The sequence below is a fragment of the Pseudomonas sp. PH1b genome (assembly GCF_000633395.1).
Classification (GTDB): Bacteria; Pseudomonadota; Gammaproteobacteria; order Pseudomonadales; family Pseudomonadaceae; genus Aquipseudomonas.
The window spans coordinates 310,081-334,507 of sequence record NZ_AYMU01000011.1 but is presented as its reverse complement, the minus strand read 5'-3'; the positions used below and the strand labels follow the sequence as shown (position 1 = coordinate 334,507).

Sequence of the window (24,427 nt, the reverse complement as noted above, 5' to 3'; positions counted from 1 at the left end):
CGTACAGCGACTATCAGTAAGCCTTGCCGGTCTTGTAGAAGTGTTCGAAGCAGAAGTTGGTTGCCTCGATGTAGCCTTCGGCGCCACCGCAGTCAAAACGCTTGCCCTTGAACTTGTAGGCAATCACGCAACCGTCCTGCGCCTGCTTCATCAGGGCGTCGGTGATCTGGATTTCACCGCCCTTGCCTGGCTCGGTCTGCTCGATCAGCCCGAAGATGTCCGGCGTCAGGATGTAGCGACCGATGATCGCCAGGTTCGACGGGGCATCTTCCGGCTTTGGCTTCTCGACCATGTTGCGCACACGGTAGAGGTCGTCGCCAATCAGATCGCCAGCGATCACGCCGTACTTGTTGGTTTCCTGTGGATCGACTTCCTGGATCGCGACGATGGTGCAGCGGTACTGCTTGTACAGCTTGACCATCTGGGTCAGGACGCCGTCGCCTTCCAGGTTCACGCACAGGTCGTCCGCCAGGACCACGGCGAAGGGTTCATCACCGATCAGCGGGCGGCCGGTCAGAATCGCGTGGCCCAGGCCTTTCATCTCGGTTTGGCGAGTGTAAGAGAAGGAACACTCGTCCAGCAGCTTGCGGATACCAACCAGGTATTTTTCCTTGTCGGTGCCCTTGATCTGGTTTTCCAGCTCGTAACTGATGTCGAAGTGGTCTTCGAGGGCGCGCTTGCCGCGACCGGTCACGATGGAGATTTCATTCAATCCGGCATCCAGCGCTTCTTCAACGCCGTACTGGATCAGTGGCTTGTTCACCACCGGCAGCATTTCTTTGGGCATGGCTTTAGTCGCTGGCAGGAAGCGAGTACCGTAACCGGCTGCGGGGAACAAGCATTTCTTGATCATGTGAGTCCTTAAAAAGGCTGTGCGTACGAGTTTCGGCGCAGTCTAATCAGGCGGCGTGCACCTTACAATGCCCCGCGCTGGCTAACCGCTGCCATCATAGAGAAATAAAGCGCCAGATAGTTCCGCAGCATCCTCCAGATCGCTTGCGGCGTAAACCTCGATGACCGTGCACCTCTTGCAAACCGGCGCCTGCGCGCATCTCCCGGCCTTTCTCCTGCCTCCCCTGCCAAGGCGCTTGAACCCGCAGAACAGAGCGCACACTCGCGCACCATGATGGCACCGCCGAGGCAGCCTGGAACGCCTTGCCAGAGTCGCCGCCCAGAGCGACTACGGCACTTTCCCGCGACGACCGCGGACTAAAGGGTTGTCCTGTACCGAAATGGCCATTAGCTATAGCATCGCCACTGTGGCGCATGGCTCCCAACGCCCCCTCTTAAAGATGACGACCTCCCCCATGAACAGACTTCTCTTCATCACTGCAGTACTGGCCCTGAGCGGATGCGCCTCGGTGTCCGATACCTACCTCACCGATGGCGAACAGGGCCTGAGCATCGACTGCTCCGGAGAGGCCAGTTCCTGGGCCAGTTGCTATGAGAAAGCCGAGGCATCGTGCGCCGGTACGGGCTACCGGATCGTCAGTAGCGAAGGCACGCCCGCCCCCAAGGAAAGCGACAAGACCCTGGGAGTCGATGTCGGCAACTATAAAAGCCGCAGCGTGGTGGTGGTCTGCAAGTAACGGGCGCAGCAGCCCTGCTACATATGAATCTCGGCGAACTTGATGCCCAGGTTGCGGATGGTCTCGATCAGGTCATCGAGGCGGGAGAAGGATTCCACCTCGTCGCTTTCGTCCACCAGAAAGTAGCTGCGCCCGGCACTCTTCTTGAAAAACACGATCCACTCCCCGGAATTGGCCGGGTTCTGAATCACATGGGTGGCAGAGATCAAGCCCTCTGCATGCTTTTCCCTGACGTGTTCCCGCTTCATGCTTTCTCCCGAAAAAACGATGCCGCCAAAGCGTGAGCCCGGGCGGCATCAGTGACAATGGGCGACAGTTTATCGGATGCCCTGGCCTATCAGCACGCCTTCGACGGTCTGGCCGTACAAATTCACCCCATCATTGGCGTGAAACTTGACCCGGGTCTTCTCGATCGAGCCGTCCACCAGGCGTGGATCCTGAGGCCGCTCATGGCTGTTGAGGAACGCCGCCACGTCCCAGGCCTGCTGATCGCTCAGACTGCCGCCCTTGCCCAGAGGCATGTTGTGCTTGATGAAGGAGGCAGCGGTATTGATCCGGTGCATCCCTGCTCCCCAGTTGTAGGAGTCCTTGCCCCACAACGGTGGCATCACGTAATCGTCGCCGACTTTCTGCCCCTGGCCTTGCGGACCATGACAGACCGCACACTGCGCCTGATACACCGCAGCGCCCTGCTTCAGGTCGTAGCCCTTGGCCGGCTGGGCGACGTCGGGATAACCGCGCCCAGGCAACTCGACCCCCAGCGGCGCCTTGCTCGCCAGCCAGTAGGCATACACCGACAGCGCAGTGATCTCGGGACTGTCGGCGGCCGGCGGCTTGCCTCCGTTCATGCTGAACTGGAAGCAGCCCTGCAAGCGCTCGGCAAAGGTGTTCACCTTGTCGTTCTTCTTGCGATAGGCCGGGTACATGGGGTACGCACCCCAAAGCGGCGCGGAGTTGGCCAGGCGTCCCTGATCAAGGTGGCAGTTGCTGCAACTGAGGCCGTTGCCCACGTACTTCGGCGCCAGGCGCTTGGTGTCGACAAACAGCGCATAGCCCTCACGCACCAGTTTGCCGTAGGCATTGTCCGGCAGCTCACTCTCGGCCGGCGGCTTGAAGTACTCGGCATGGGCTGCAGCGCTCGGTGCCGGTATCTGCGACTGGTCTTCCATGGCAATCGTGGCCGCCTGCACCTGCCCCGCGAGCAAGGCCATCAACGATCCTGCAATCAATGGTTTCATGGCCGCTTCTCCTGCTGGTTCAAGGTCGCGAAGTAATCCGCCACTGCCGCGACCTCTTCGTTGCTCAAGGATTTGGCGACATGCCCCATCAGGTCATTGGGGTCATTGTGGCGAGTGCCTTCACGCCAGGCGTTCAACTGCGCCACCAGGTAACTCGCGGGCTGCCCGGCCAGGGGTGGGAAGGCGTCGCCGACACCGACGCCGCCAGGGCCGTGGCAACTCACGCACTCGGGAATCTGGCGCTCCCAGGCCCCGCGCAACGCCAGGCGCTCACCGACACCGGTTGCGGCCTGGCTCCGACTGACAGCCGGGGTCTTGGGCCCCGGCATGGCAGCCAGGGTGCTGGTCACTGCAGTGATTTCATCTTCGCTCAAGGCCTTGGCCAGCGGTTGCATGACCGGGCTGGTGCGAGCACCGCTGCGAAAGTCATGCAGTTGCTTGCTCAGATAAGCCGCCGGCAACCCGGCAAGGCGCGGAAAGCCGGCAGGGGCCAGGCCCATTCCATCTGCACCATGACACGCCAGGCAAGCGGTCGCTCCCGGCTGCGCGCCGCCCTGGGTGAAGACTTTTTGCCCATCCACGGCGTGGGCAGTTTGCACAAGCAGCAGCATCAGGCCACTCAATAGCATTCGATCCAGTGGGATCATATGGACTCCATTATTTTAGTTATATGCTTAGACTCAACCGGCATAAGCACACAAATAGTAGGTCAATTGATCCGCAGCGACAATACGAAACGGGCGGTTTTATCCTGGATTGGCGGGGGCACGGGCCCGGCTTTTCAGCCAGGAACGCTCAACAGAGGGAGGTGCGGCTCGCTATGAAACTGCTCGCCCGCACGGGCGTTATTGAATAACCACTGGCGCCACCTTGCAGGACCCGGTCGCTGCCTGGGGCGGCAGCGCGGTGCGCGGTGGCAGGCGAAAATCGACGCCATCGCTGCCGCAACGGAGCAAGGACAGCGCTTGAGCCATCAGCCGGAGATGCAGCTCTCACCGGCTTTGCGCACATCCTGTGGGCGCAGAGGGTTGTTGGACATCTGCTCATGCAGCTTGATGCTGCTGCCACCAGATCGAGTATCGATGTAGAACACTGCAGCCGGCGCCGGCGACAGGCTCTGGGGCACGATCACCCGGTAGCCATCCTTATGGGGCTCGACTTGCAGCGCGCCTCGGCTATCGGAGAGCTTATCGGTCAGGCACTTGGCGTATTCCTGAGGTTTCTTTCCCGAAATGACGTTCAAAGTCGGCGGCGTCTGGTTAATGTCCGAGACGGTCGCACAACCGCTGATGACCAAAGCCAGAACCCACACCCAACGCATCATATGAAACCTCCAGTAAAATCCCTCCGACAGCAAGAACGCTGTTTTTCTCCAGAGGCCCGGCTTTTATCGCCGATAAAAATCCAAATAACTGTTTTAAATTGTCAAAGCCCGACACCGGGGCCGAATAATAACCCTTGGGGCCTGATAAACTGCGCCATCGCCCACGCAAACGTTTTGCTTTTGTAGCTATAGCCCTTCTGGAGACCCCCATGAAATTCATTCACCAGCGCGAGCACCTGAACGAAGACGATATCGTCGTCATCGAATGCTCCCAGGTCTGCAACATTCGCCTGATGAGCGACGCCAACTTCCGCAGCTTCAAGAACGGTGGCCGCCACACCTACCACGGTGGGGCTTTCGACAAGTTTCCAGCCAAGATCACCGCGCCGAGCACCGGCTTCTGGAACATCACCATCGACACCGTCAACCGCCGCCCCATCAGTGTGACCCGCAAGCCGAACCTGACGCACTCGATCCGCATCATCCGACGCTCCAGTTCGAAACTGCGCTAAGCCCCCGCCTCCCGCGACCACAGGTATTCCCGTGCCCCAGACCACCAAGTACGTCATCAAATACAAACTCAACGGCGAGCGGCGCTTCGAGTTCGCCCAGTTGGAAACCGGCACCCAGGAAGAAGCCCGGGCCGCCCTGGCAGCTCTGCATGGCCAATCCGACGCCGTGATCAGCGACATCAGCGTCAGCAAGGCCCTGTAGATCGTCCCGATTCAAGCGCAAGCAGCGGAGTGTAGACGTCGCTCCAGGCAGCCAGACTGGCCGGAACCACCTTCTGTCCAGGACACCCGCGCCATGTTCGTTCCCCCGCTGCAAGACCGCCTGCAACAACTGGATTGGGCCTGCATCGAGCAGGCCCTCGATCAGGACGGCTGGGCCCGCCTCGAAGGCCTGCTGAGCCACGAAGAATGCCGCGCCCTGAGCCGTCTGTACCAGCAGCCCGAACTGTTCCGCTCAAAAGTGCACATGGCTCGCCATGGCTTCGGCCTCGGTGAGTATCAGTACTTTGGCTACCCGCTGCCGGACCCGGTGGCGCAATTGCGCAGCGACTTCTACCCCCACCTGGTCGGCCAGGCCAATCGCTGGAACCAGACGATGAACATCGACATTCGCTACCCGGCGACCCACTCGGCGTTCATTCAGCGTTGCCACGCTGCCGGACAACAACGTCCCACGCCGCTGTTGCTGCAATACGGTCCCGGCGATTACAACTGCCTGCATCAGGACCTGTACGGCGAGCACGTATTCCCCTTGCAAGTGGCCTTCCTCCTGTCGCAACCGGAGAGCGACTTCACCGGCGGCGAACTGGTGCTCACCGAACAGCGCCCGCGCCTGCAGTCACGACCACAGGTCATTGGTCTGAAGCAGGGTGATGGGCTGATTTTCGCCGTGCATCATCGGCCGATAAAAGGCGCACGCGGGCACTATCGGGTGACCCTGCGCCACGGGGTCAGCCGCGTGCACAGCGGTCGACGCCACACCCTTGGAGTGATCTTTCACGATGCCTTGTAACCATGAAGGCCCCGCAACCAGCCCCGGGCTGTTCGATGAGCAAGACCTGCAGCAGCCGACGCGCACCGATGTGCTGGGGCCTCAGTCACGGGTTCTGCGCGGCTTTGCCCTGCCCTGGATCGAACGCCTGCTGCCCCAGCTTGACGCGGTACTGGCCACGGCGCCCTTTCGCCACATGGTGACCCCGGGAGGTTTCAGCATGTCCGTCGGCCTGAGCAGTTGCGGGCAGTTGGGCTGGACCACCGACCGCAGCGGTTATCGCTACAGCCGGATCGACCCACAAAGCCGGCAACCCTGGCCCGCCATGCCTGCCGAGTTCGCACAATTGGCCGAGGCCGCCGCGAATGCCGCGGGCTTCGCCCCATTTGCACCCGACTCCTGCCTGATCAACTGTTACCGGCCCGGGGCGAAGATGTCCCTGCACCAGGACAAGAATGAACGGGACTACAGCGCTCCCATCGTTTCCGTGTCCCTGGGCCTGCCGGCAATCTTTCTCTTCGGCGGCCAGCAACGCGGCGACCCCAGCCAAAGGATTCCCCTGCTGCATGGTGATGTGGTGGTCTGGGGTGGCGTCGACCGCCTGCGCTATCACGGGGTACAGCCTCTCAAGGACGGCATCCACCCCCTGCTCGGCCAGCAGCGGATCAACCTGACCTTTCGCCAGGCCGGCTGATGTCGGGAATTCAACCGCAAGCAGCGGGATGCCGAGCTGGTCAAGCCTGGTTAATCTGGCCACCATTCCTTGCCGAGTACCGACCATGAATGCTTCGTCGCGCAAACATCAGATCGAACAGGACCCTCGCTGGCAGGCCGTGCTCAAGCGCGATGCCAGCGCCGACAGCCAGTTTGTCTACGCCGTGCGCACTACCGGCGTGTATTGCCGCCCCAGCAGCCTGTCACGCCTGCCCAAGGCGGAAAATGTCGAGTTCTTCGACAGCGCCGCGCAGGCCGAGGCCGCGGGTTATCGGCCGAGCAAGCGCCAGGCCAGCGACCAGACCCAGGTGGCTGCTCAGCATGCCGCGCTGGTGGCGACTGCCTGCCGACAGATCGAGAAGGCCGAGTCCGCGCCAAGCCTGACCCAACTGGCGCAACACGCAGGCATGAGCAGCTATCACTTCCATCGGGTATTCAAGGCCGCCACCGGCCTGACGCCACGGGGCTACGCCAACGCGCAGCGCTCGCGCAAGGTCCGCTCGCACCTGGAGCGCGGCCAGTCGGTGACCGAGGCCCTGTACGACGCCGGCTTCAATTCCAACAGCCGCTTCTACGAGGCCGCGGACCAATTGCTGGGCATGAAGCCCAGTGCCTACCGCGCTGGCGGTCCAGAGACCGACATCCGCTTCGCTGTCGGCCAGTGCTCCCTGGGCGCAATCCTGGTGGCACAGAGCAATCGGGGGGTTTGCGCCATTCTGCTGGGGGACGATGCCAACCAGTTGGTTGAACAACTGCAGGACAAATTCCCTCGCGCCAACCTGCTCGGTGCCGACCGCGACTTCGAGCGCCTGATCGCCCAGGTGGTGGGGTTTATCGAAGCCCCGGCGATCGGCCTCGACCTGCCCCTGGACCTGCGCGGCACAGCGTTCCAGGAACGGGTGTGGCAGGCCCTGCGAAGCATCCCGGCCGGCAGCACCGCCAGCTATGCCGAGATCGCCCAGCGCATTGGTGCGCCCAAGGCCATGCGCGCGGTGGCCCAGGCGTGCGCGGCCAACAGCCTGGCGGTGGCGATTCCTTGCCACCGGGTGGTGCGCAGCGACGGCAACCTCTCGGGCTACCGCTGGGGCGTGGAGCGCAAGCGTCAGTTGCTGGAGCGAGAAAGCTCGTCCGACGCCTGAATACCGATGTAGATCGCTACCGAGTCGGCGCTGGTGTAGACCTCGAAATCCGTCGCGAAGGCGCGGCGGACCTGGGGGTTGTCCTGGAAGTAGGCCCAGATCAGGCCCCAGGTCTGGATCACGCAATCGGGCATGGCCCCCTTGGCGCTGAACATCAGGTACTCACCGCCCAGGATGTCCACGCTCGGGTAGTCGGCGCAGGGGCCGCTCAAGGCCACTCCGGCAGTCACGTCAAAGTGCCCCGAGGCATCGGACTCGTAGTTGGAATAGACCCCATAGACGAAAGAGTCCGGCTCCCTGGGGGCAACCTTGTCGAACAGGTCCTCGACATAGAAACGCTGCCACAGGGGCCCGATCCTGGCGCTGTCCGCCTGCTGCTCCTCGACGTTACGGGTACGCACTTGCAGACCCGCGACGCTGAAAGGCAGCACCTCGCGCAGTTTTACATCCATGGTCAGCCATCCTTCCCAAGCGGTGAGTGAAAATATCCGCCGCAGTCTAGCGCCGGATGGCCCCCACCAACAGCCGTCAAACATGCTCTTGCCCAGGCAGCAAATGTGCGGGTTTGAGCCTGCGCCTGAAAAGTCAGCTGGCATTGCCCGGCCTTCTCCTGATAAAACCTTGCGCCTGCATCGTCTAATACTGCCGACGGAGGACCCTTTCACATGAGCCATTGGACTGACAGCCGTCTCCTTACTCTGCTGGGCATTGAACTGCCGATCATCCAGGCACCAATGGCCGGCGCCACCGGCTCCGCCATGGTGATCGGCGCCTCGCGGGCTGGCGCCCTCGGTTCATTGCCCTGCGCCATGCTCGGCACCGAGCAGATTCGCCAGGAAGTGCAGGTCATTCGCTCAGCCACCCGGCATCCCCTGAACCTGAACTTCTTCTGCCATCAGGTACAGCCCGTCGACAGCGAACAGGAAACCCGCTGGAAAAACGCCCTCGAACCCTACTACCGAGAACTGGGGGCCGACTTCGACGCCCCGACTCCGGTCAGCAACCGAGCGCCCTTCGACGAAACCAGCTGCCAGCTGGTGGAAGAACTGCGCCCCGAAGTGGTGAGCTTTCACTTCGGCCTGCCGGAGCCAGCGCTGCTGGCACGGGTCAAGGCCACCGGGGCAAAGATCCTCTCCTCGGCCAGCACCGTCGATGAAGCCCTGTGGCTGGAAGCCCGGGGTTGCGATGCGATCATCGCCATGGGCTACGAAGCCGGCGGGCATCGGGCGATGTTCCTCAGCGACGACCTCAACAGCCAGGTCGGCACCCTGGCACTGGTGCCGCAAGTGGTCGACGCCGTGAAGCTGCCGGTGATCGCCGCCGGTGGCATCGGCGACGCCCGGGGCATTGTCGCGGCACTGGCCCTCGGCGCATCGGCAGCCATGCTGGGCACCGCCTACCTGTTCACCCCGGAAGCCAAGGTCAGCGCTGCCCACCACAAGGCCCTGCGCAGCGCCAAGGAAAGCCAGACCGCGGTGACCAACCTGTTCACCGGGCGCCCTGCCCGCGGCATCATCAACCGGGTCATGCGCGAAATGGGGCCCATGAGCCCCCTGGCTCCCGCCTTTCCCCGGGCCGGCGGCGCACTGATGCCATTGCGGGCCAAGGACGAAGCGGACTTCGCCAATCTCTGGTCCGGGCAAGCCCTGCGCCTGGGGGTGGAACTGTCCAGCTATGAGCTGACCCTGCGCCTGGCCGAACAGACCCTGGCGCGGCTCCAGCGGCGCTGAGCAGCCCGGCTGCGACTTCATTCGCGGCCGGCTTCAGGGGAAGCGCCGGCAGAGTTCCGCCCGTCGACAATTCGCTATATATTCTGCTATATAGCGATTCCCCTCGCCTTGGTGCAGACCCTTCCAATAACTCGCTGCCCAATGCTTCTTCCCCCCAATGGAGCTGCTTCATGAACCTTCGCGCCACAGGTTTTGCACCGACGTGTCTCGCCACCCTGCTTGCCGTATTCGCCTTCGGATCGGCCCAGGCCGATGAAGTCCAGGTGGCGGTGGCCGCCAACTTCACCGCGCCGATCCAGGCCATCGCCGCCGACTTCGAAAAGGACACCGGACACAAGCTGGTGGCGGCCTATGGTGCCACCGGGCAGTTCTACGCGCAGATCAAGAATGGCGCGCCCTTCGAGGTGTTCCTCTCCGCGGACGACAGCACGCCGCAAAAACTCGAAAGCGAAGGCGACATCGTCAAGGGCTCGCGCTTCACCTACGCCATCGGCACCCTGGCCCTGTGGTCGGCCAAGGACGGCTACGTCGACAGCAAGGGCCAGGTGCTCAAGGACAACCAGTACCAGCACCTGTCCATCGCCAACCCGAAAGCCGCACCCTATGGGCTGGCTGCAACCCAGGTGCTGGCCAAGCTCGGCCTGATCGACAAGGTCAAGGACAAGATCGTCGAAGGCCAGAACATCACCCAGGCCTATCAGTTCGTCTCCACCGGCAATGCCGAACTGGGCTTCGTTGCCCTGTCGCAGATCTACAAGGACGGCAAGGTCACCAGCGGCTCGGCCTGGATCGTTCCCGGCGAGATGCATGAGCCGATCAAGCAGGACGCCGTGATCCTCAACAAGGGCAAGGACAACCCGGCCGCCAAGGCGCTGGTTGACTACCTCAAGGGGCCGAAAGCCGGCGCGATCATCAAGTCCTACGGCTACCAACTGTAAATGAACCTGTCGAGTGCCGACTTTTCCGCCATCTGGCTGACCCTGAAGCTGGCGTCCCTGACGACGCTGATCCTGCTGGTCGTCGGTACTCCGATTGCGTTGTGGCTGTCGCGTACCCGCTCCTGGCTGCGCGGCCCGATCGGCGCCGTGGTGGCGCTGCCCCTGGTACTGCCGCCCACGGTGATCGGTTTCTACCTGCTGCTGGCCCTCGGGCCCAACGGTTTCTTCGGGCAACTCACCCAGTCCCTGGGCCTGGGCACCCTGACCTTCAGTTTCAGCGGTCTGGTGCTGGGCTCGGTGATCTATTCCATGCCCTTTGTCGTGCAACCCCTGCAGAACGCCTTTTCCGCCATTGGCAGCCGCCCCCTGGAAGTGGCCGCCACCCTGCGCGCCAACCCCTGGGACACCTTTTTCACGGTGATCCTGCCCCTGGCCCGACCGGGGTTCATCACCGCCTCGATCCTGGGTTTCGCCCACACCGTCGGCGAATTCGGCGTGGTGCTGATGATCGGCGGCAATATTCCCAACAAGACCCGGGTGGTCTCGGTGCAGATCTACGATCATGTCGAGGCCATGGAGTACGCCCAGGCCCACTGGCTGGCCGGGGCCATGCTGGTGTTCTCGTTCCTGGTGCTGCTGGCGCTGTATTCCAGCCGCAAGACCAAAGCCGCCTGGAGCTGACCGATGGGCATTCATCTCAAGCTGCAACTGGGTTATCAGGACTTCGGCCTGGACCTCGACCTGCAACTGCCGGGACGCGGCGTGACCGCGCTCTATGGCCACTCGGGATCGGGCAAGACCACTTGCCTGCGCTGCATTGCCGGCCTGGAAAAAAACGGCCGCGGGCGCATCCAGATCAATGACGAAGTCTGGCAGGACAGCCAGCGCAAACTGTTCGTTGCCCCCCACAAGCGCTCCCTGGGCTATGTGTTCCAGGAAGCCAGCCTGTTCCCGCACCTGTCGGTGCAGGCCAATCTGGAGTTCGGCCTGCGGCGCATTGCCAAGGCGCAACGTCGGGTGGACATGGCCCAGGCCACCGAGCTGCTGGGTATCGGCCACCTGCTCGAGCGCCATCCGCAGCACCTTTCCGGGGGCGAGCGCCAGCGTGTCGGCATCGCCCGGGCCCTGCTCACCAGCCCCCGGCTGCTGCTGATGGATGAGCCCCTGGCGGCCCTGGACTCGAAACGCAAAGGTGAAATCCTGCCCTACCTGGAACGCCTGCACGACGAGCTGGATATCCCGGTGCTGTACGTCAGTCACTCCCAGGACGAAGTGGCGCGCCTGGCCGACCACATCGTGCTGCTCAGTGAAGGCAAGGCCCTGGCCAGCGGTCCGATCGGCGAGACCCTGGCACGCCTGGACCTGCCCCTGGCCCTGGGCGATGACGCCGGGGTCGTGGTGGACGGTCGGGTCAGCCACTACGACGCGGCCTATCAACTGCTGACCCTGCAATTGCCCGCCAGCCACCTGAGTATTCGCGTGGCCCACGCGCCCCTGGCACACGGCAAGGCCCTGCGCTTCAAGGTCCAGGCCCGCGACGTCAGCCTGAGCCTTCTGGACAGCGAGCACAGCAGTATCCTCAACCGCTTGCCCGTCACCGTCAGTCACGAGATTCCGGCGGACAATGCCGCTCACGTCCTGGTACGCCTGGATGCAGCAGGCACGCCGTTGCTGGCGCGCATTACCCGCTACTCGCGGGATCAGTTGAACCTGCACCCCGGCCAGCAGCTCTGGGCCCAGATCAAGGCCGTGGCGGTCCTGGCATAAAGCGCACAAAACCTCGGCACCCTCAGCGCGGCCTGCGGTCCATCGTCTACAGGCCCGCTCTTTGCCAAGGTTCCGCTGCCATGCCCGACACCCCGGACACCCCTGATCTGCCCTCCGACCTACACTACACCGACGACCAGCAACCGGGGCTGCGGCGCCGCAAGCTGCGGGGCCGCTTCGTGTATTTCGACACCCAGGGCCAGCGCATCACCCGCCCTACGGAGATTCAGCGAATCAATGCCCTGGCGATTCCACCGGCCTATGAAGACGTGTGGATCTGCAGTGATCCCAAAGGCCACCTACAAGCCACCGGGCGTGATGCCCGGGGGCGCAAGCAATACCGCTACCATCCTCGTTGGCGCGAAGTGCGCGACGGCGACAAATACGCTCGGCTGCTGGCCTTCGGCAGCGCATTGCCCAAGCTGCGCCAGCACCTGCAGGCACAACTCGCCACCCCCGGCTTCAGCCGTGAGAAAGTCCTCGCCACAGTGATCAGCCTGCTGGACCAAACCCTGATCCGCGTGGGCAACAGCCAGTACGCCAGGGACAACCGCTCCTATGGACTGACCACCCTGCGCAATCGCCATGTACAGGTCAGCGGCAGCGCCATTCACTTCCAGTTTCGCGGCAAGAGCGGCGTCGAGCACCAGATCACCCTGAAAGACCCACGCCTGGCCAGGGTGGTCAAGCGCTGCCTGGAATTGCCGGGCCAGCACCTGTTCCAGTACCTGGATGAGGAAGGCCAGCGGCACCCGATCAGTTCGTCCGATATCAATACCTGCCTGCAACAACTGACCGGTGCCGAATTCACCGCCAAGGATTATCGCACCTGGGCCGGCAGCGCCCTGACCCTGGCACGGTTGCGCGAACAGCCCTGGCAACCCGAAGACGAAGCCAAGAAACACATTGTGACGACGATCAAGGAAGTGGCCAGCGAGCTGGGTAATACGCCGGCGGTCTGCCGCAAGTGTTACATCCATCCCGCTTTGCTGACAGGTTTTACCCTCGGTGATCTGGCTGGCTTGCCCAGGACCCGAGGGCGCAAGTGGCTGAAGGCCGAAGAAGTGGCCCTGACCCGTTTTCTCCAAGGCCTGGAGAAAGCCGGCAGAACCACCTGAGTGCAATCAGCGGCACGACACCCTTGTCAGCGGTGATCTCACAACGCTAGGCTATGCACCTCTTTTACGTCCCAGGACGATTGCCGACGTGAACAACTAAGCCTTCCAGAATGTATCCGCAACGAGCGCCGCCAGTGCTCGTTGGCCTGTTCCCACATTTCCCGGAGGTGCTGATGACTCACGTCACACGGCTGCCCGCGCTGGTCTCCCTGAACCAGCTGACCTACCAGTTCGCCAATGGCGACACCCTGCTCAATGCCCTGAACCTGAGCTTCGATGCCGTGCCCACCGCGATAGTCGGGCGCAACGGCACGGGCAAATCCCTGCTGCTGCGGCTGATCGCCGGGGAACTGTCGCCCTCCTCCGGCAGCATCAACCGCAACGTCAGCCTGGCGTATGTCCCTCAGGATCCGCAGCTGGCCCCAGGCCAGACGGTGGCCGAGGTGGCGGGTCTGGCCAAACCCCTGCGCGCCCTGGATCGATTGGCCGCCGGCACCGCCAGCCTGGAAGATCTGCAACAGGTGGATGAGCGCTGGGACCTGGCCCAACGCCTGCGCCAGGCACTGGACACTGCCGACCTGCAGCACCTGGGGCCGGAGGATCTGGCCGGCACCCTGAGCGGCGGCCAGTTGGCTCGCGTGGCGCTGATCGGCGCCTTGCTCAGCGGCGCCGAACTGTTGCTGCTCGATGAACCCAGCAATCACCTGGACCGCGCCGGACGGCGCTGGCTGACGACACAGCTGCAACACTGGCGCGGCGGCCTGATCCTGGTCAGCCATGATCGGCAATTGTTGATGCAGGTGCAGCGGATCGTTGAACTCAGCCCCCAGGGGATCCAGGTCTATGGCGGCGACTACGCACTGTTCCAGGCTCAGCGCCAGGCCCACAACGACGCCGCCCAGGCCACCCTGGAACACGCGCGTACCCAGCGCAGCCGTGAACAGCAGCGCCTGCAACGGGAGCACGACACCATCCAGCGCCACGCCGCCACGTCACGCAGATACGCCAAGAGCGCCAATGTCTCGGGCTTTGAACGGGCCAAGCTGCTCGGCGCCGCCAGGGACATCATGGGCCAGGTGCGCCACAGCCATCAGGGGCACAAGGACAGCCTCGACGAGCAGGTACGCGATGTCTACGCCCGGGTCGTCCCGGAGCAACCGACCCTGCTCACCCTGCCCGCCACCACCCTGCAGGCAGGCCAACCGGTGTTCAACCTGCTGCAGGCGCAATTACCCTGGCTGGATGCCCGGTCACCGGCGTCCCGCCTGACCTGCAACGTCATGGGCCCGGTGCGCATCGCACTGATCGGCCCCAACGGCTGCGGCAAGTCCACGCTGCTGAAGATGCTCGCCGGTCAGCTACGACCACTGAGCGGTGAATGCCGGGTGGCAGTGAGCAGCGCCTACCTCGACCAGCACCTGGCGCAGCTCGACCCGGAACGCTCACTGCTGGAACACCTGGGCACGGCCGATACACCGCTGCAGGAAGGCCCCTTGCGTACCCGCCTGGCGCGCCTGCAACTGGATGCGCAACGCGTGCAACAGCCCTGTGCGCAATTGAGTGGCGGAGAACGCCTGAAAGCCGCCTTGGCCATAGCCCTGTGGAGCGGCAGCCCGGCCAGGCTGTTGCTGCTCGACGAACCCACCAATCACCTGGACCTGGAGTCGGTGCAGGCTTTCGAACGAGCACTGCGGGACTTCCCCGGGGCCCTGGTGGTTGCCTCCCACGATCAGGATTTTCTTCAGGCACTGGCGCCCACCCATGAGCTGCAATGGTCGGCAGACGGCTGGGACCTCAGGACGCTGGGAGGATGAAACAACGCCTTACAGCAGAATCCGCTGCGAGAGACCACTTCATGCTGGCGCTAGGGCTGGTGATCGAGGACGTTCAGGGCGCCCATGCCCGGGCACTGGAACACGGCGTTCGGGCCCTGGGGCAAACCCTGCCTTGTGTACGCTGCCCGGACGGCCCCCTGGTGGAGCGGTGCACTCCGATGGGAAGCTGAGATTGCCCCTGGGGCCGGAGGATTAGCGGAGCTTAACCGCCGTCCCGGTGGCGAATACCACCACCATGCCGCCGCGCCCCGAGGGCATGCTGATCTCGAAGTCGACGCCGACCACCGCATCGGCGTTGCATTGACGAGCCCGTTCCTTGATTTCAGTCGTGGCCTGGATCCTGGCCTCTTTCAAGGCGCGTTCCAGGGTCTGGGAGCGACCACCGAAAAAGTCGCGCATACCGGCGAAGATATCGCGAACCACATTGATCCCCTGCACGGATTCGGCACTGACGATATCCAGGTAGCTGGCAATTTCCCGACCTTCGATATGCGCGGTGGTGGTGACAATCATGTGTTTCTCCCTTGAGCGAACAACCCGCCCCGACCGGTCGGGGCAGCAAAGGGAGCGATGGTATCAGAGCCGCGGCATGGCTCGGGACATGTCGCCTGAGGGTTGCCGCAAACGAAAGCCCCGCTCAAGGGCGGGGCTTTGGGTCAAGGTTTCAACGGACGCTCTTCGTCCAGTTCCGACAGGCTCTTGCCATCGTCCGGGTGCTTCCAGGTCTGCGGTGGCGGCTCCTGGTGTTCGACCTCGGGCTGCGTCGCCTCATCGCTCCACTCATGCTCACAAGGGCGTTGCTGTTGTATTGCCATGCCCACCTCTCTTCCTGAAGGGATTTTTTCGCTCACCCTTGCAGGTTAGAACAGATCCAGCGGCGCCTTGGCTTTACCGACAAAACAGCCGACGGACCAGATGAATTTTGTTTCATCCAGACCAGGATCGAGGCTGTGTATAGTCGCCTTGCTCATTCAAGCAACTACGTTGTTGGCCCGCTCTCTCCCGCGGGCTTTTTTTTGCCTGAAGGAAACCGGACGGAGCGGCTATTGCGGATCGATCTCCTTGCAGTCGCTGAGCAGTTGCTGCTCCTTGGCGGTGTGGTCGGCCTCCATGAACGACAGCATCGCGGTCTTGCCCTTGGTGTGCCAGCGGAAGCTGTTCTGCTCGTCATCCGCCACATACAGCGCACCAGACGCCGACCGGGCGATGTGCATGGGAATCAGTTGATCCTTGTAGTAAAGCGTGGCGAAGGAAGTGCCGTTGTCGATGTTCAGGTACGCCGCATCGATGCGCACACGACCCTCGCACTGATAGCGCGCCACCTGGCTTTGGTAGGCCGGCTCTTCAGCGGTCGGTTGCGACTCGGCAGCCTGCGCCAGGATCGGCAAGGTGCACGCCAAGACAGCGGTGCAGAGCGTAGCGAGATGAGTGTTCACGGTGAATTCCCCAGACGTTCAATGATGCCCATTGGGACTTGCAAGGCTGGCTTTAGTTCATGCCCAGCCCCCTGCTCCCGAGACGCATGCATGGCCCAAGGGGGTCAGCACTGGCCGAAACTGCGCGTCCAACGATTCAAAGAAGATCCGCAGCCGGCTTCGCTGCGGCTGGAAGGCGGCGCGCCCGGCAATTGCCTCTCGCCAATCAACTGCGCAACAGACTCCAGGAAGGGTAGCGACCTGGGGCAATCCAGCCTTCTCAGGCAGGTTTCGACAAGACGGGCAGCGAACCCTCGGCCCGGTCACGGGGCATCAACTCCAGGTAGTCCGCCAACGTCCCCTGGAACAGCGGTTTGACCATGATATGGACTCGATGGCGCAATTGGCCCAGCTCGATGCCCTCACGGGTACGCGCTTCGATATAACCACAGGCCTGCCAGAAACGCTGCGCCCGGACATTACCGGCCACCACGCTCAGGCGCAGCCAGCGCGCCCCATGACCGGCCGCCCAGTTTTCAAGTTCAAGGTGGAGCTGATGAGCGAGCCCGGTGCCCGTGAGCGGTGCGGCGAGCATGAACAGGCCAATGTGCCAGACCGTCAGCGCCAGAAGATCAGTGACGACACTGGCCACGGCCAGCAACCTGCCGCTGGCATCGAAGTAACCGATCTTCCACTTGCGAGTGAAGGTCCAGCCCTCGGGCAATGCATCCTCGAGTTCATTTCGGGCCTGGTCCGGCTGCGGTGAACAGCCATGGACGATGTGAAAGTACGCTGGATTGTCGACAAAGAAATCCTGCAGCAATCGCTCGTCATCCAGGGTGAGCTCCCTGGCCACGAGCCCGCTGGATGACTGGGGTAACGATCCTTGTTGCATGCCGTGCTCCGTAAAGTCAATGGGCTTCTGCTCGAAAGGCGCATCCTAGCGCTCGTCCCGCCCCTGAAAACAGCTTTTGATTGTTGAAAAAATGTAGGGCATTGGCCGGTCGCCCTGGCTCGGGAAAACCCGATGCGTGGTCATGTTCGGCCCACCTGCGTTCAACCGGCCGCCATGATCTATTGCTGGGAGCTGCCGGCCTGGAACAGCTTGGTGTAGGCAAAATAGCCACCGGCAATTTCAGCGACTGCCAGCACGCCGTATAGCGCACCAAACATGAATGAAGAGGCTATGAAACCTATGGCGACGACGCCGACAAACCACTGGACAATCTGCTGGGTCTTTTCGTCCAGGGAGAGTTTTCCGCTAAGGATCAAACCCGCAGCGAGACCAATCAACACACCTACAATAATCCGCGCAAACATCACTCCTCCTTTCCGGCTCCATGCCGGGCATCAAGCAATAGACCACAAACCTGTCATGCATCACCCCACGATCCAGAGCTGAACCTGATCGTTGCATGCAGCTCGAGCACAATACCCCATGGCAGAGCAACAGGGCCTTGTAGTCCGACCTGACCCTACAGGTTTTACCGCCCTCCAGCACTCTCTGCTGATTCCTCTGGGACCAGCCAATGATCATGAGCATGGTTGCCGGGATTCAGAACCTCGCATTACCGCTAGCGACGCCGCTGACAACAATGGGCAGCCCCACAACGAACCTCGGTTTTTTAATGACCTTTGCCATAATCCCTACCCCACTCAAGAGAACTGCGTGCCTGCAACACGCGGTGAAGCGGGACCAGATACGCCTTGAGACGCCCCCTTGGTGCCCTGATGATCCCCCAGGATCTGCGGGACATTCAGCGTGGATGGGATAGGCGGAAAATATCGCATCAGCGCTGTTTTGAATCCGCGGTTAGATCCTTGAGCACCGCATCGAAGGCATGGGTCCAAGGCGCGCTAAAATTCTGCTTTTCAAGCATTTCCAGGCCTTTCGCGGTGAATGTCCCTGGGGTGGCGATGGCACTTCCCATGCTCGCAAGAGGCGTTTTCAGGTCGTGCTTCGCGCTGGATAGGCAGTCCTCCAGGTTACTGAGTAGCAGCTTTCTGGCTTGACCTTCCGGCAACCCTTGGTCGACAAACCATTGCTGGAGCTCATGCAGCCAGAAATAGAACCAACCGTTCATGCACGCAGCGACTGTGGCCGTTTCGAAGGCACTCTCATCCGCCAAGACAATCACGGTGCCGAGCGCCGAAAGACACTGTTGAACCGCAGCATTTGCGGGGTATATCACCACAGTGGTGCGGTTGATTTCAGCAGCGCAGGAGAGCATCACCCTGACCACGCTCGCGCCGTGGAAACACCTGGACAGTTCAGCGATCTGCATTCCCGCCACCAATGAGATCAGCGTCTTGCCAGGTCCCATCGCGACCTCTTCCGACAATCGCTCCACGGCATCTGGACGAACGCCCAGCATGAGAACTTCAGAGCGATCAACCACCGCTTGATTGCTAACCATCACCTCGCAGCCATATTGACTGCCCAGTGCCAAAGCACGCTGCTGATTGCGCGGCGAGAGGTTTATCTGCCCGGCGTAGCCGCTATTTCGCAGACCTTTGACGACCTTCTCGGTGAGTTCTCCAACTCCCAGAACACCTAGGCTTTGCATAGTTTTCCCATCGTCATGGCAGGTTTGAAACAGTTTCACATAGCTGCCGATTGATTTGAGGGTCATGCCAAATGTTTACGTCACCTCAATCGAGCAACCTGCGCCTGGCCGGTCAATCTTTTACTGAGCATCAACCTAGATCGAGCGCCTTTCTACCCAACGCCGATACTGACGGGTACGACAGGCGGCTTCGAGTTGCTGCAGAATCAGTGCGCGTAACGGTGACACATGCGGATCCGGCGTTTTATCGCGACTGAGCTTGCGCAGTTGAAACTTCACCACCGCCATGTTGGCCAAGGCGGCGATGGCCTTGTTTTTCCAGGTGATCGGTGGCAGTTGCGGAGCGCTGTCCTTGCCCTGCAACCAGTCACGAGGCAGGTAGGGATCGATAGCCAGCGCCGTTCCGATACCGACCATGTCCACACCACTGCGCACCACATCTTCAGCGACCGGAAAGCGACGTATGCCGCCGGTGACCATTATCGGCATTTGGGCGACCGTGCGGATATCTCGGGCAAATTCGACGAAATAGGCCTCGCGAGCCAGGGTGCGACCATCGCGCGCCTCGCCCTGCATGGCGGGTACTTCGTAACTGCCGCCGGACAACTCCACAAGGTCCACACCCAGGCCACCAAGCCGCTCAACCACTTTCCGAGCGTCATCGGCGGTGAATCCCCCTCGTTGAAAATCAGCGGAGTTCAGTTTGACCGCCAGCGCAAACCCGGGAGAAACCGCAGCCCTTACTGCCTTGACGACTTCCAGCAACAACCGCGCACGGTTTTCCAGGGAACCGCCCCATTCGTCGGTTCTTTGATTGGTGAGTGGCGAGAGAAACTGGCTCAGTAAATAGCCATGGGCAGCGTGAATTTCCACACCGGTGAATCCGGCTTGTTCGCCAAGGCGTGCGGAGCGCGCAAAACGCTGGATAACCTCTTCAATGACATCAGGCGTCATCGCGTGAGGCGTGGCAAAACGCTTGGACATCTTGCCCAAGTCCAGCGGTATGGCTGATGGAGCCCAGGTCTGTTGCCCAAGGTTGGCCTGCATCTGACGGCCCGGGTGGTTGATCTGCAGCCAGAACTGCGCGCCAGCGGAGCGGCCGATCTGCGCCCAGCGCTTGAACTTGTCCAACTGCCGCTCATCCTCCAGCACCACCCCGCCCGGCCCGGTCATGGCACGGCCGTCGACCATCACGTTGCCGGTGATGATCAAGCCCGCGCCACCGTCGGCCCAGGCTTGATACAGGCGCATCAGCTCTTCGGACGGTGCCTGGTCGGCATCAGCCATGTTCTCTTCCATGGCGGCCTTGGCGATGCGGTTCTTGATCGTCGAACCGTTGGGGAGCAGCAGAGCATCGAACACATTCATGGGGTAGCCCTCGATTGAGATGGGCTCACCTTAAGATTTAAGTGAACTTTAAGGTCAAGCGTCTTTTTCTACCCGGCCTCAAGAATGCTCATTCGATATTCAAGGCCCCGGATCCGGGCAACTGCATCAGCAGATCCGCTCCCAGCAGCCGCGCAGGCGTGTAGGTACCGCCAGCAGACGGGGCCTGTAACAAGTAGCCGACCACGGCCAATGCAGCATCGACCGTCAAGCTGTAGACATTCGCGGTCTGCACCCGTGCAACCTTGCAGTCGCCCTGCGCGTTGCGTACCTCCCCCCACACATAAGTGCCTTGGTCTGCACGCGTGGCGTCGTCCGGACCGATCACAGCCTTGCCGATGCAGGCCTTGAGCAGCCTCTGCACGAACGACATACCCAATAGCGGACGCATCAGATTGGCGAACCTGGCGCCGCGAATCATGCCGGTGGAGCCCGGCATGAACACCTCGATGTTGGGAATACCGGTGGTGTGATAGGCCGTCGAAACATCCCCCCAAGGGATGGTCATGGCCAGCTTTTCTCCGGCACCAAAGTCGATGCGACGTACCCGATAAGCCAGCGGAACCGACACGATTCTCCCGTCGCGACGCACCTTGCCGCCCTGCGCCATGCCTTCGATCGAGGTCTTGGCTGTACCGGGTGAAAAGCTCGAGCGCGAATCGAATCCCAAGGCGAGATGCGTTGCATCCGGCAGTGCGCTTTGCAGCGCAGCAGCGACACAATCGGTTGGCACGACATCGAAGCCGACGCCGGGACAAATGACCACGTTGGCTGCGCGCGCCCGCTCATTCAGGGACTGGGCGTGTTCGAATACGGCGATTTCACCCGTGATGTCCAGATAGTGCGCATTGACACCCAAACAGGCTTCCATCATCGGAGCCGCGGTTGCCGAGAACGGCCCTGCGCAATGCAGAACCAGGCCATAACCCTTGATCTGGGCAAGCAATCGCGCTTCTTCATCTAATCCGAACACCCGGGCTTCAAGACCCAGCTCCCGGGCCAGAGCCTCGACTCTGTCGCGGTTGCGTCCCGCCAGCACAGGCTTGAGGCCACGCTGTGCAGCAGCGCGAGCGATCAACTCGCCCGTGTAGCCATTGGCGCCATAGATCATCCATTTCATCTGCGTCTCCAGATTGTCTTGCTGGCTCATGCACTGCTCCTGACTGGATTGATGACCTGCGTTACTGCCCAGCCCAATCAGCGTCAGACCCTAGCGTTGCAGCCAGGTTGAAGGTCAAGCACCAGTATGCAGCTAGCGGCGGATATTGTTCAGCGGCGGGAATTGATCTTGAAACGAGGTTGCAAGTGAGCTTGCGCGCAGCGACGTCGCAGGTGGAGCCCGATACGGCCGAAGGCCTCAGTTTCTGATGCACTGGAATTGATAGCGGGGGCTTTCTGATTATCGCAGCCACCTTGGCCAATCACGCCAACTGCTGCCCACGCACCGATACCAGGAACCTGTGACTCAGCAAGTACTCGCCGGCTCGGGCCACACCGCGCCTCTGGATGAGCCTGTGCTCGGTTGGCTGCACATGCACAACGCGGCCTCTGAACATCTGCAATGCCCGTCCTTTTTATCTGAAGGCGCCCCAAGGCCTGTCGATCATCACGGGTAGAGCCATCGCTGGGTTTTCCTGCCGAGAAGAGCCGTTCCCGGCCATGAAGAGTCAGGGGCCTTAACGTTCTTACGCCTGTCGGTCGCCGGGAAGCCTGACGGGTTTATGAGCTCTGGAGGACGCTGTGGCAGGGCGGCTTGTCGTTGTCGCCCGGCCTTCATCACGCAGGCGATTGATCAGCAACTGCGCATTGTCCGCACACGCCATGCCCTCGGGCTTGGCCTCGACACCCTTGATGACCAGCAGCAGTTGGGCTTTGTTCTCGGCCAGCCGTTGCTGAAGGACTTCGATTTCCTCGACCTTTTGCTTGAGGCCACTGAGCAACTGTTCGTGCTGCCAGCCACCTGCATTCATCGGCATCAGTTGCCGGATTTCTTCCAACGAAAAACCCGCAGCCTGCGCATCGACGATGATCTTCAGAACCCACTCGGTGTCAGCCGCATAATTCCGATAGCCATTGGCTTTGCGCTCGACGGTTTTTATCAGGCCACTCGCTTCGTAAAAGCGAATGCGTGAAGGCGCCAAGCCGCTGATCTTCGCCAGTTCGCCTATTTTCATATCCCACCTCAAAAATCCGATCGACCCTGAGGCCGACTTTAAATCTAAAACCATCAGGCGACCAAGTGCCCCATGGGGCGAAGGAAAACCAGGCGGCGAAGTTGCTAGAGCTGGCGGGGAATCGGAGGCAGATCATCACAATGAGAACCCGAGCCAAAGACAGGACGGGCATCACGCTGGCTAACACCCTCATCAGAGATTTTTAACCGTTAACACAGTCTCAAACACTTCAAGTGCGCCTGGGGTTTCGAGTGAATCACCAACAACTGTGAAACCTGCGCTCCTGTGTGCCTTGATAGCTTCAAGACTCGATTCATCAGGATCAATAGATACGTCAACAAAGGGTGCCACTGACCTGGCCGGACTTGAACAATATGAAACTTTTGTACCCGCAGTCGCACTGGAGCGCTATGACGCTACGAAGTGGCGCCTATAAGGAAAAGTACCGAAGCCAATAAGCCTCTCGACATTCATTGGTAAAGCTGATGTGGGTCGGGTTTACCGTTGCATGACGTGGCTGACGAAGCACTTCATAACTGATCCAACATTCAGCGCAGAGCGCATCGCTGGGGAAACTGTCCTGTTCCGCCAGCCGTTTAATGAGTGCGCCGTCATCGAAGGCGTAGATCTTCTCCTCCGCAGTGACGATAAAACCCTGATCAGACCAGGATTCCTGATTCGCACTCTGAAGATGCGCGGAGTGAAGCGATGACAAGCCCAATATAGCGCTGACGTAGTTGGCGAGGTGATCCGGTTGAGCCATGGGCGGTGCTCACATACTGTCTATAGCGGTTAGCGAACGTAGTGCAACTTTACTGACAAGGCTGCGCGCCCAACAACTCTACCAATCGCTAAGAAACTTGATTCTGCGCCCTGGCGACAGCCTTCATTCAGCAAAAAATCCTGTACGTTCAGCCTAGGCACATGGGGCTCCCAGCAACCTCTTGCGCGTCGCGCGCGCCATAGAGAGAAGTGGTCTTGTAGAGGATTGATCGAATTAAGGCCCAGAAGCCCGAACACAAAGCCCCCCTCGACACGGCTGGCCTTTGCAGAAGGTGGCACAGCGACGGCAAAGGTGATGTTGCGCAGAAGGTTTGATATGACCAGAAAGGGAATTTGAAAAGTCCGGCTTCCAGATGCATGACTTACGCGCCAAGGCAGCTGCAGACAAAGCGAAATCGAGCGGCGAGATCATGCAGACCAAAGATCAACTTGGGCATACCACCGTAGTAATGACAGAGCAGTACATCCGTAACAGCAAAGATAAGAAGGTCTCACCCGTAAAGCAAATTGCGGACCGGAAACGTTCAGGCATTGTTGCGCGCAGGGTTAGCGGCGCGGATCTCTTTCGGTAGGTTGTCGTAGGCGTAATTGACCGCCTCCCGAAACAGGCGCTTAGCATCATTCAGGGCAGCATCCATCTGGACGATGCAGGCCAACGTGGTGAAGCCCAGTTGTCGGGCTTTGAGGATGATGTTGCGACTAGCCGCTCAGCGCGATAGTCGCGTAGATCAACTACCCCAGCACCCCGTCGCGGACCTTCCCGCTCAAGCAGCACCAAGTCGCCCATAGCGCGATCAGGCCAGCCGACCAGGTTGCAACGTGCTCCAGGATCATGTGCCACCTCCCCCGAACTTCGAACGAATGAACACCCAAAGATCAGCAGCTTTGATTACCCGGGTGATGGCCGCGATCAATGATCCGCCGAAGGTACCGAGCAGAAAACCGATACCAGCAACTCTGCGGGGCTCGACCACTCCCAGGTAAGCGCTTACCAATCCGGTCAGGTGATGGACGCAAACCGCACCCGAGATAATAAAAACGGCCCAGGGCTTTCGGTCCACCAGGTCGTCACGGCGCCACCAGCTCGCGGCGAACGCGCCAACCAATCCCGGGGTAACCCAGGTATCAAGCCTGTCGAGCAGGCGGTACAGAAACTCCATGCGCTCGACTCCATGGGCATAAACAAAGAAAAAACTATTGCTGATCT

General features: G+C 61.2%; 29 protein-coding genes and 1 pseudogene. 12 read left to right on the top strand and 18 right to left on the bottom strand.

What is annotated here, in order from left to right; genetic code table 11:
* Nucleotides 1-13 precede the first annotated feature (13 nt).
* Nucleotides 14-853: a UTP--glucose-1-phosphate uridylyltransferase GalU gene (gene galU / locus U873_RS0120310; RefSeq protein ID WP_025129986.1), complete on the bottom strand. Its 840-nt coding sequence runs from the start codon at nt 851-853 to the stop codon at nt 14-16.
* A gap of 454 nt (nt 854-1,307) precedes the next feature.
* Here galU and U873_RS0120305 point away from each other — a divergent pair, with 454 nt between their 5' ends.
* Entirely contained in the window at nt 1,308-1,589 is a 282-nt protein-coding gene (locus U873_RS0120305) for a hypothetical protein (protein WP_025129985.1), read from the top strand.
* 17 nt (nt 1,590-1,606) lie between these two features.
* Here U873_RS0120305 and U873_RS0120300 read toward each other — a convergent pair whose 3' ends face one another.
* The 4 genes from U873_RS0120300 to U873_RS0120285 form a co-directional block, all read right to left on the bottom strand.
* Entirely contained in the window at nt 1,607-1,837 is a 231-nt protein-coding gene (locus U873_RS0120300) for a hypothetical protein (RefSeq protein WP_025129984.1), read from the bottom strand.
* Between the two features lie 69 nt (nt 1,838-1,906).
* Nucleotides 1,907-2,758: a c-type cytochrome gene (locus U873_RS0120295; RefSeq protein ID WP_371261324.1), complete on the bottom strand. Its 852-nt coding sequence runs from the start codon at nt 2,756-2,758 to the stop codon at nt 1,907-1,909.
* Between the two features lie 65 nt (nt 2,759-2,823).
* Nucleotides 2,824-3,474, bottom strand: a complete 651-nt coding sequence (locus tag U873_RS0120290) for a cytochrome c (protein WP_025129982.1) — start codon at nt 3,472-3,474, stop codon at nt 2,824-2,826.
* A 326-nt stretch (nt 3,475-3,800) separates the two neighbouring features.
* The gene (locus tag U873_RS0120285; protein ID WP_081818688.1) at nt 3,801-4,151 is read right to left on the bottom strand and encodes a hypothetical protein; all 351 of its coding nucleotides are present in this window, start codon (nt 4,149-4,151) and stop codon (nt 3,801-3,803) included.
* 209 nt (nt 4,152-4,360) lie between these two features.
* On the opposite strand from U873_RS0120285, the gene U873_RS0120280 reads away from it, so the two are divergent.
* From U873_RS0120280 to ada, 5 genes are all read left to right on the top strand, one after another.
* The gene (locus U873_RS0120280; RefSeq protein ID WP_011061687.1) at nt 4,361-4,663 is read left to right on the top strand and encodes a DUF1883 domain-containing protein; all 303 of its coding nucleotides are present in this window, start codon (nt 4,361-4,363) and stop codon (nt 4,661-4,663) included.
* Between the two features lie 31 nt (nt 4,664-4,694).
* Nucleotides 4,695-4,865, top strand: a complete 171-nt coding sequence (locus tag U873_RS36980) for a hypothetical protein (RefSeq protein WP_177330296.1) — start codon at nt 4,695-4,697, stop codon at nt 4,863-4,865.
* 93 nt (nt 4,866-4,958) lie between these two features.
* Complete coding sequence (locus tag U873_RS0120270) at nt 4,959-5,675, top strand: 2OG-Fe(II) oxygenase (RefSeq protein ID WP_025129980.1); 717 nt, start codon at nt 4,959-4,961, stop codon at nt 5,673-5,675.
* A complete protein-coding gene (gene alkB, locus U873_RS0120265; protein WP_025129979.1) occupies nt 5,665-6,348 on the top strand; it encodes a DNA oxidative demethylase AlkB in 684 nt (227 codons plus the stop codon). Before U873_RS0120270 ends, alkB begins: the two co-directional genes overlap by 11 nt.
* An 85-nt stretch (nt 6,349-6,433) precedes the next feature.
* On the top strand, nt 6,434-7,507 hold the full coding sequence (gene ada / locus U873_RS0120260; protein ID WP_025129978.1) for a bifunctional DNA-binding transcriptional regulator/O6-methylguanine-DNA methyltransferase Ada: 1,074 nt from the start codon (nt 6,434-6,436) through the stop codon (nt 7,505-7,507).
* On the opposite strand, the gene U873_RS0120255 is transcribed toward ada, so the two are convergent.
* On the bottom strand, nt 7,471-7,959 hold the full coding sequence (locus tag U873_RS0120255) for a GyrI-like domain-containing protein (RefSeq protein WP_025129977.1): 489 nt from the start codon (nt 7,957-7,959) through the stop codon (nt 7,471-7,473). The two genes, ada and U873_RS0120255, sit on opposite strands and share 37 nt — an antisense overlap.
* Before the next feature lie 213 nt (nt 7,960-8,172).
* Here U873_RS0120255 and U873_RS0120250 point away from each other — a divergent pair, with 213 nt between their 5' ends.
* From U873_RS0120250 to U873_RS0120225, 6 genes are all read left to right on the top strand, one after another.
* Nucleotides 8,173-9,237 (top strand): nitronate monooxygenase family protein, encoded by a 1,065-nt coding sequence (locus U873_RS0120250; RefSeq protein ID WP_025129976.1) that lies wholly within the window; start codon nt 8,173-8,175, stop codon nt 9,235-9,237.
* A gap of 170 nt (nt 9,238-9,407) precedes the next feature.
* Nucleotides 9,408-10,175 (top strand): molybdate ABC transporter substrate-binding protein, encoded by a 768-nt coding sequence (gene modA / locus U873_RS0120245; RefSeq protein WP_025129975.1) that lies wholly within the window; start codon nt 9,408-9,410, stop codon nt 10,173-10,175.
* A complete protein-coding gene (gene modB, locus U873_RS0120240) occupies nt 10,176-10,856 on the top strand; it encodes a molybdate ABC transporter permease subunit (RefSeq protein ID WP_025129974.1) in 681 nt (226 codons plus the stop codon).
* 3 nt (nt 10,857-10,859) lie between these two features.
* On the top strand, nt 10,860-11,942 hold the full coding sequence (modC, locus tag U873_RS0120235; RefSeq protein WP_025129973.1) for a molybdenum ABC transporter ATP-binding protein: 1,083 nt from the start codon (nt 10,860-10,862) through the stop codon (nt 11,940-11,942).
* Between the two features lie 80 nt (nt 11,943-12,022).
* Nucleotides 12,023-13,060, top strand: coding sequence for a DNA topoisomerase IB (locus U873_RS0120230; RefSeq protein WP_025129972.1), 1,038 nt, complete (start codon nt 12,023-12,025; stop codon nt 13,058-13,060).
* Nucleotides 13,061-13,233: 173 nt separating this feature from the next.
* On the top strand, nt 13,234-14,874 hold the full coding sequence (locus U873_RS0120225; protein ID WP_025129971.1) for an ABC-F family ATP-binding cassette domain-containing protein: 1,641 nt from the start codon (nt 13,234-13,236) through the stop codon (nt 14,872-14,874).
* A 213-nt stretch (nt 14,875-15,087) separates the two neighbouring features.
* Here the strand turns inward: U873_RS0120225 and U873_RS0120215 are convergent, their stop codons facing one another.
* The 12 genes and pseudogenes from U873_RS0120215 to U873_RS0120150 all read right to left on the bottom strand — a co-directional run bounded on the left by U873_RS0120215 (nt 15,088) and on the right by U873_RS0120150 (nt 24,380).
* Nucleotides 15,088-15,408, bottom strand: a complete 321-nt coding sequence (locus tag U873_RS0120215) for a YbjQ family protein (RefSeq protein WP_025129969.1) — start codon at nt 15,406-15,408, stop codon at nt 15,088-15,090.
* 143 nt (nt 15,409-15,551) lie between these two features.
* Nucleotides 15,552-15,710: a hypothetical protein gene (locus U873_RS36975; protein ID WP_177330295.1), complete on the bottom strand. Its 159-nt coding sequence runs from the start codon at nt 15,708-15,710 to the stop codon at nt 15,552-15,554.
* Nucleotides 15,711-15,938: 228 nt separating this feature from the next.
* Nucleotides 15,939-16,331: an MliC family protein gene (locus U873_RS0120205; RefSeq protein ID WP_025129968.1), complete on the bottom strand. Its 393-nt coding sequence runs from the start codon at nt 16,329-16,331 to the stop codon at nt 15,939-15,941.
* A 259-nt stretch (nt 16,332-16,590) separates the two neighbouring features.
* Nucleotides 16,591-17,205, bottom strand: a complete 615-nt coding sequence (locus tag U873_RS0120200; protein ID WP_025129967.1) for a GNAT family N-acetyltransferase — start codon at nt 17,203-17,205, stop codon at nt 16,591-16,593.
* 179 nt (nt 17,206-17,384) lie between these two features.
* Nucleotides 17,385-17,630 carry a hypothetical protein gene (locus tag U873_RS0120195; RefSeq protein ID WP_025129966.1) on the bottom strand — a complete coding sequence of 82 codons (246 nt, stop codon included), beginning with the start codon at nt 17,628-17,630 and terminating at the stop codon, nt 17,385-17,387.
* Nucleotides 17,631-18,100: 470 nt separating this feature from the next.
* Entirely contained in the window at nt 18,101-18,943 is an 843-nt protein-coding gene (locus U873_RS0120190) for an NAD(P)-binding domain-containing protein (RefSeq protein WP_256244623.1), read from the bottom strand.
* A 69-nt stretch (nt 18,944-19,012) separates the two neighbouring features.
* Entirely contained in the window at nt 19,013-20,245 is a 1,233-nt protein-coding gene (locus U873_RS0120185; RefSeq protein WP_025129964.1) for an NADH:flavin oxidoreductase/NADH oxidase family protein, read from the bottom strand.
* 88 nt (nt 20,246-20,333) lie between these two features.
* Complete coding sequence (locus U873_RS0120180; RefSeq protein WP_025129963.1) at nt 20,334-21,413, bottom strand: trans-acting enoyl reductase family protein; 1,080 nt, start codon at nt 21,411-21,413, stop codon at nt 20,334-20,336.
* Nucleotides 21,414-21,948: 535 nt separating this feature from the next.
* A complete protein-coding gene (locus U873_RS0120170; RefSeq protein WP_025129962.1) occupies nt 21,949-22,437 on the bottom strand; it encodes a MerR family transcriptional regulator in 489 nt (162 codons plus the stop codon).
* A 430-nt stretch (nt 22,438-22,867) separates the two neighbouring features.
* Complete coding sequence (locus U873_RS0120160) at nt 22,868-23,200, bottom strand: hypothetical protein (RefSeq protein WP_025129961.1); 333 nt, start codon at nt 23,198-23,200, stop codon at nt 22,868-22,870.
* 547 nt (nt 23,201-23,747) lie between these two features.
* Nucleotides 23,748-23,921 (bottom strand): annotated as a pseudogene (locus U873_RS36200) (terminase); the annotation flags it as partial.
* Nucleotides 23,922-24,050: 129 nt separating this feature from the next.
* The gene (locus U873_RS0120150) at nt 24,051-24,380 is read right to left on the bottom strand and encodes a hypothetical protein (RefSeq protein WP_025129960.1); all 330 of its coding nucleotides are present in this window, start codon (nt 24,378-24,380) and stop codon (nt 24,051-24,053) included.
* Nucleotides 24,381-24,427: the final 47 nt, after the last annotated feature.

Coding starts and splice junctions, on each gene's coding strand:
- galU (WP_025129986.1), bottom strand. CDS start 853: ATGATCAAGAAATGCTTGTTCCCCGCAGCCGGTTACGGTACTCGCTTC.
- U873_RS0120305 (WP_025129985.1), top strand. CDS start 1,308: ATGAACAGACTTCTCTTCATCACTGCAGTACTGGCCCTGAGCGGATGC.
- U873_RS0120300 (WP_025129984.1), bottom strand. CDS start 1,837: ATGAAGCGGGAACACGTCAGGGAAAAGCATGCAGAGGGCTTGATCTCT.
- U873_RS0120295 (WP_371261324.1), bottom strand. CDS start 2,758: ATGGAAGACCAGTCGCAGATACCGGCACCGAGCGCTGCAGCCCATGCC.
- U873_RS0120290 (WP_025129982.1), bottom strand. CDS start 3,474: ATGATCCCACTGGATCGAATGCTATTGAGTGGCCTGATGCTGCTGCTT.
- U873_RS0120285 (WP_081818688.1), bottom strand. CDS start 4,151: ATGATGCGTTGGGTGTGGGTTCTGGCTTTGGTCATCAGCGGTTGTGCG.
- U873_RS0120280 (WP_011061687.1), top strand. CDS start 4,361: ATGAAATTCATTCACCAGCGCGAGCACCTGAACGAAGACGATATCGTC.
- U873_RS0120270 (WP_025129980.1), top strand. CDS start 4,959: ATGTTCGTTCCCCCGCTGCAAGACCGCCTGCAACAACTGGATTGGGCC.
- alkB (WP_025129979.1), top strand. CDS start 5,665: ATGCCTTGTAACCATGAAGGCCCCGCAACCAGCCCCGGGCTGTTCGAT.
- ada (WP_025129978.1), top strand. CDS start 6,434: ATGAATGCTTCGTCGCGCAAACATCAGATCGAACAGGACCCTCGCTGG.
- U873_RS0120255 (WP_025129977.1), bottom strand. CDS start 7,959: ATGGATGTAAAACTGCGCGAGGTGCTGCCTTTCAGCGTCGCGGGTCTG.
- U873_RS0120250 (WP_025129976.1), top strand. CDS start 8,173: ATGAGCCATTGGACTGACAGCCGTCTCCTTACTCTGCTGGGCATTGAA.
- modA (WP_025129975.1), top strand. CDS start 9,408: ATGAACCTTCGCGCCACAGGTTTTGCACCGACGTGTCTCGCCACCCTG.
- modB (WP_025129974.1), top strand. CDS start 10,176: ATGAACCTGTCGAGTGCCGACTTTTCCGCCATCTGGCTGACCCTGAAG.
- modC (WP_025129973.1), top strand. CDS start 10,860: ATGGGCATTCATCTCAAGCTGCAACTGGGTTATCAGGACTTCGGCCTG.
- U873_RS0120230 (WP_025129972.1), top strand. CDS start 12,023: ATGCCCGACACCCCGGACACCCCTGATCTGCCCTCCGACCTACACTAC.
- U873_RS0120225 (WP_025129971.1), top strand. CDS start 13,234: ATGACTCACGTCACACGGCTGCCCGCGCTGGTCTCCCTGAACCAGCTG.
- U873_RS0120215 (WP_025129969.1), bottom strand. CDS start 15,408: ATGATTGTCACCACCACCGCGCATATCGAAGGTCGGGAAATTGCCAGC.
- U873_RS36975 (WP_177330295.1), bottom strand. CDS start 15,710: ATGGCAATACAACAGCAACGCCCTTGTGAGCATGAGTGGAGCGATGAG.
- U873_RS0120200 (WP_025129967.1), bottom strand. CDS start 17,205: ATGCAACAAGGATCGTTACCCCAGTCATCCAGCGGGCTCGTGGCCAGG.
- U873_RS0120195 (WP_025129966.1), bottom strand. CDS start 17,630: ATGTTTGCGCGGATTATTGTAGGTGTGTTGATTGGTCTCGCTGCGGGT.
- U873_RS0120190 (WP_256244623.1), bottom strand. CDS start 18,943: ATGACCCTCAAATCAATCGGCAGCTATGTGAAACTGTTTCAAACCTGC.
- U873_RS0120185 (WP_025129964.1), bottom strand. CDS start 20,245: ATGAATGTGTTCGATGCTCTGCTGCTCCCCAACGGTTCGACGATCAAG.
- U873_RS0120180 (WP_025129963.1), bottom strand. CDS start 21,413: ATGAGCCAGCAAGACAATCTGGAGACGCAGATGAAATGGATGATCTAT.
- U873_RS0120170 (WP_025129962.1), bottom strand. CDS start 22,437: ATGAAAATAGGCGAACTGGCGAAGATCAGCGGCTTGGCGCCTTCACGC.
- U873_RS0120160 (WP_025129961.1), bottom strand. CDS start 23,200: ATGGCTCAACCGGATCACCTCGCCAACTACGTCAGCGCTATATTGGGC.
- U873_RS0120150 (WP_025129960.1), bottom strand. CDS start 24,380: ATGGAGTTTCTGTACCGCCTGCTCGACAGGCTTGATACCTGGGTTACC.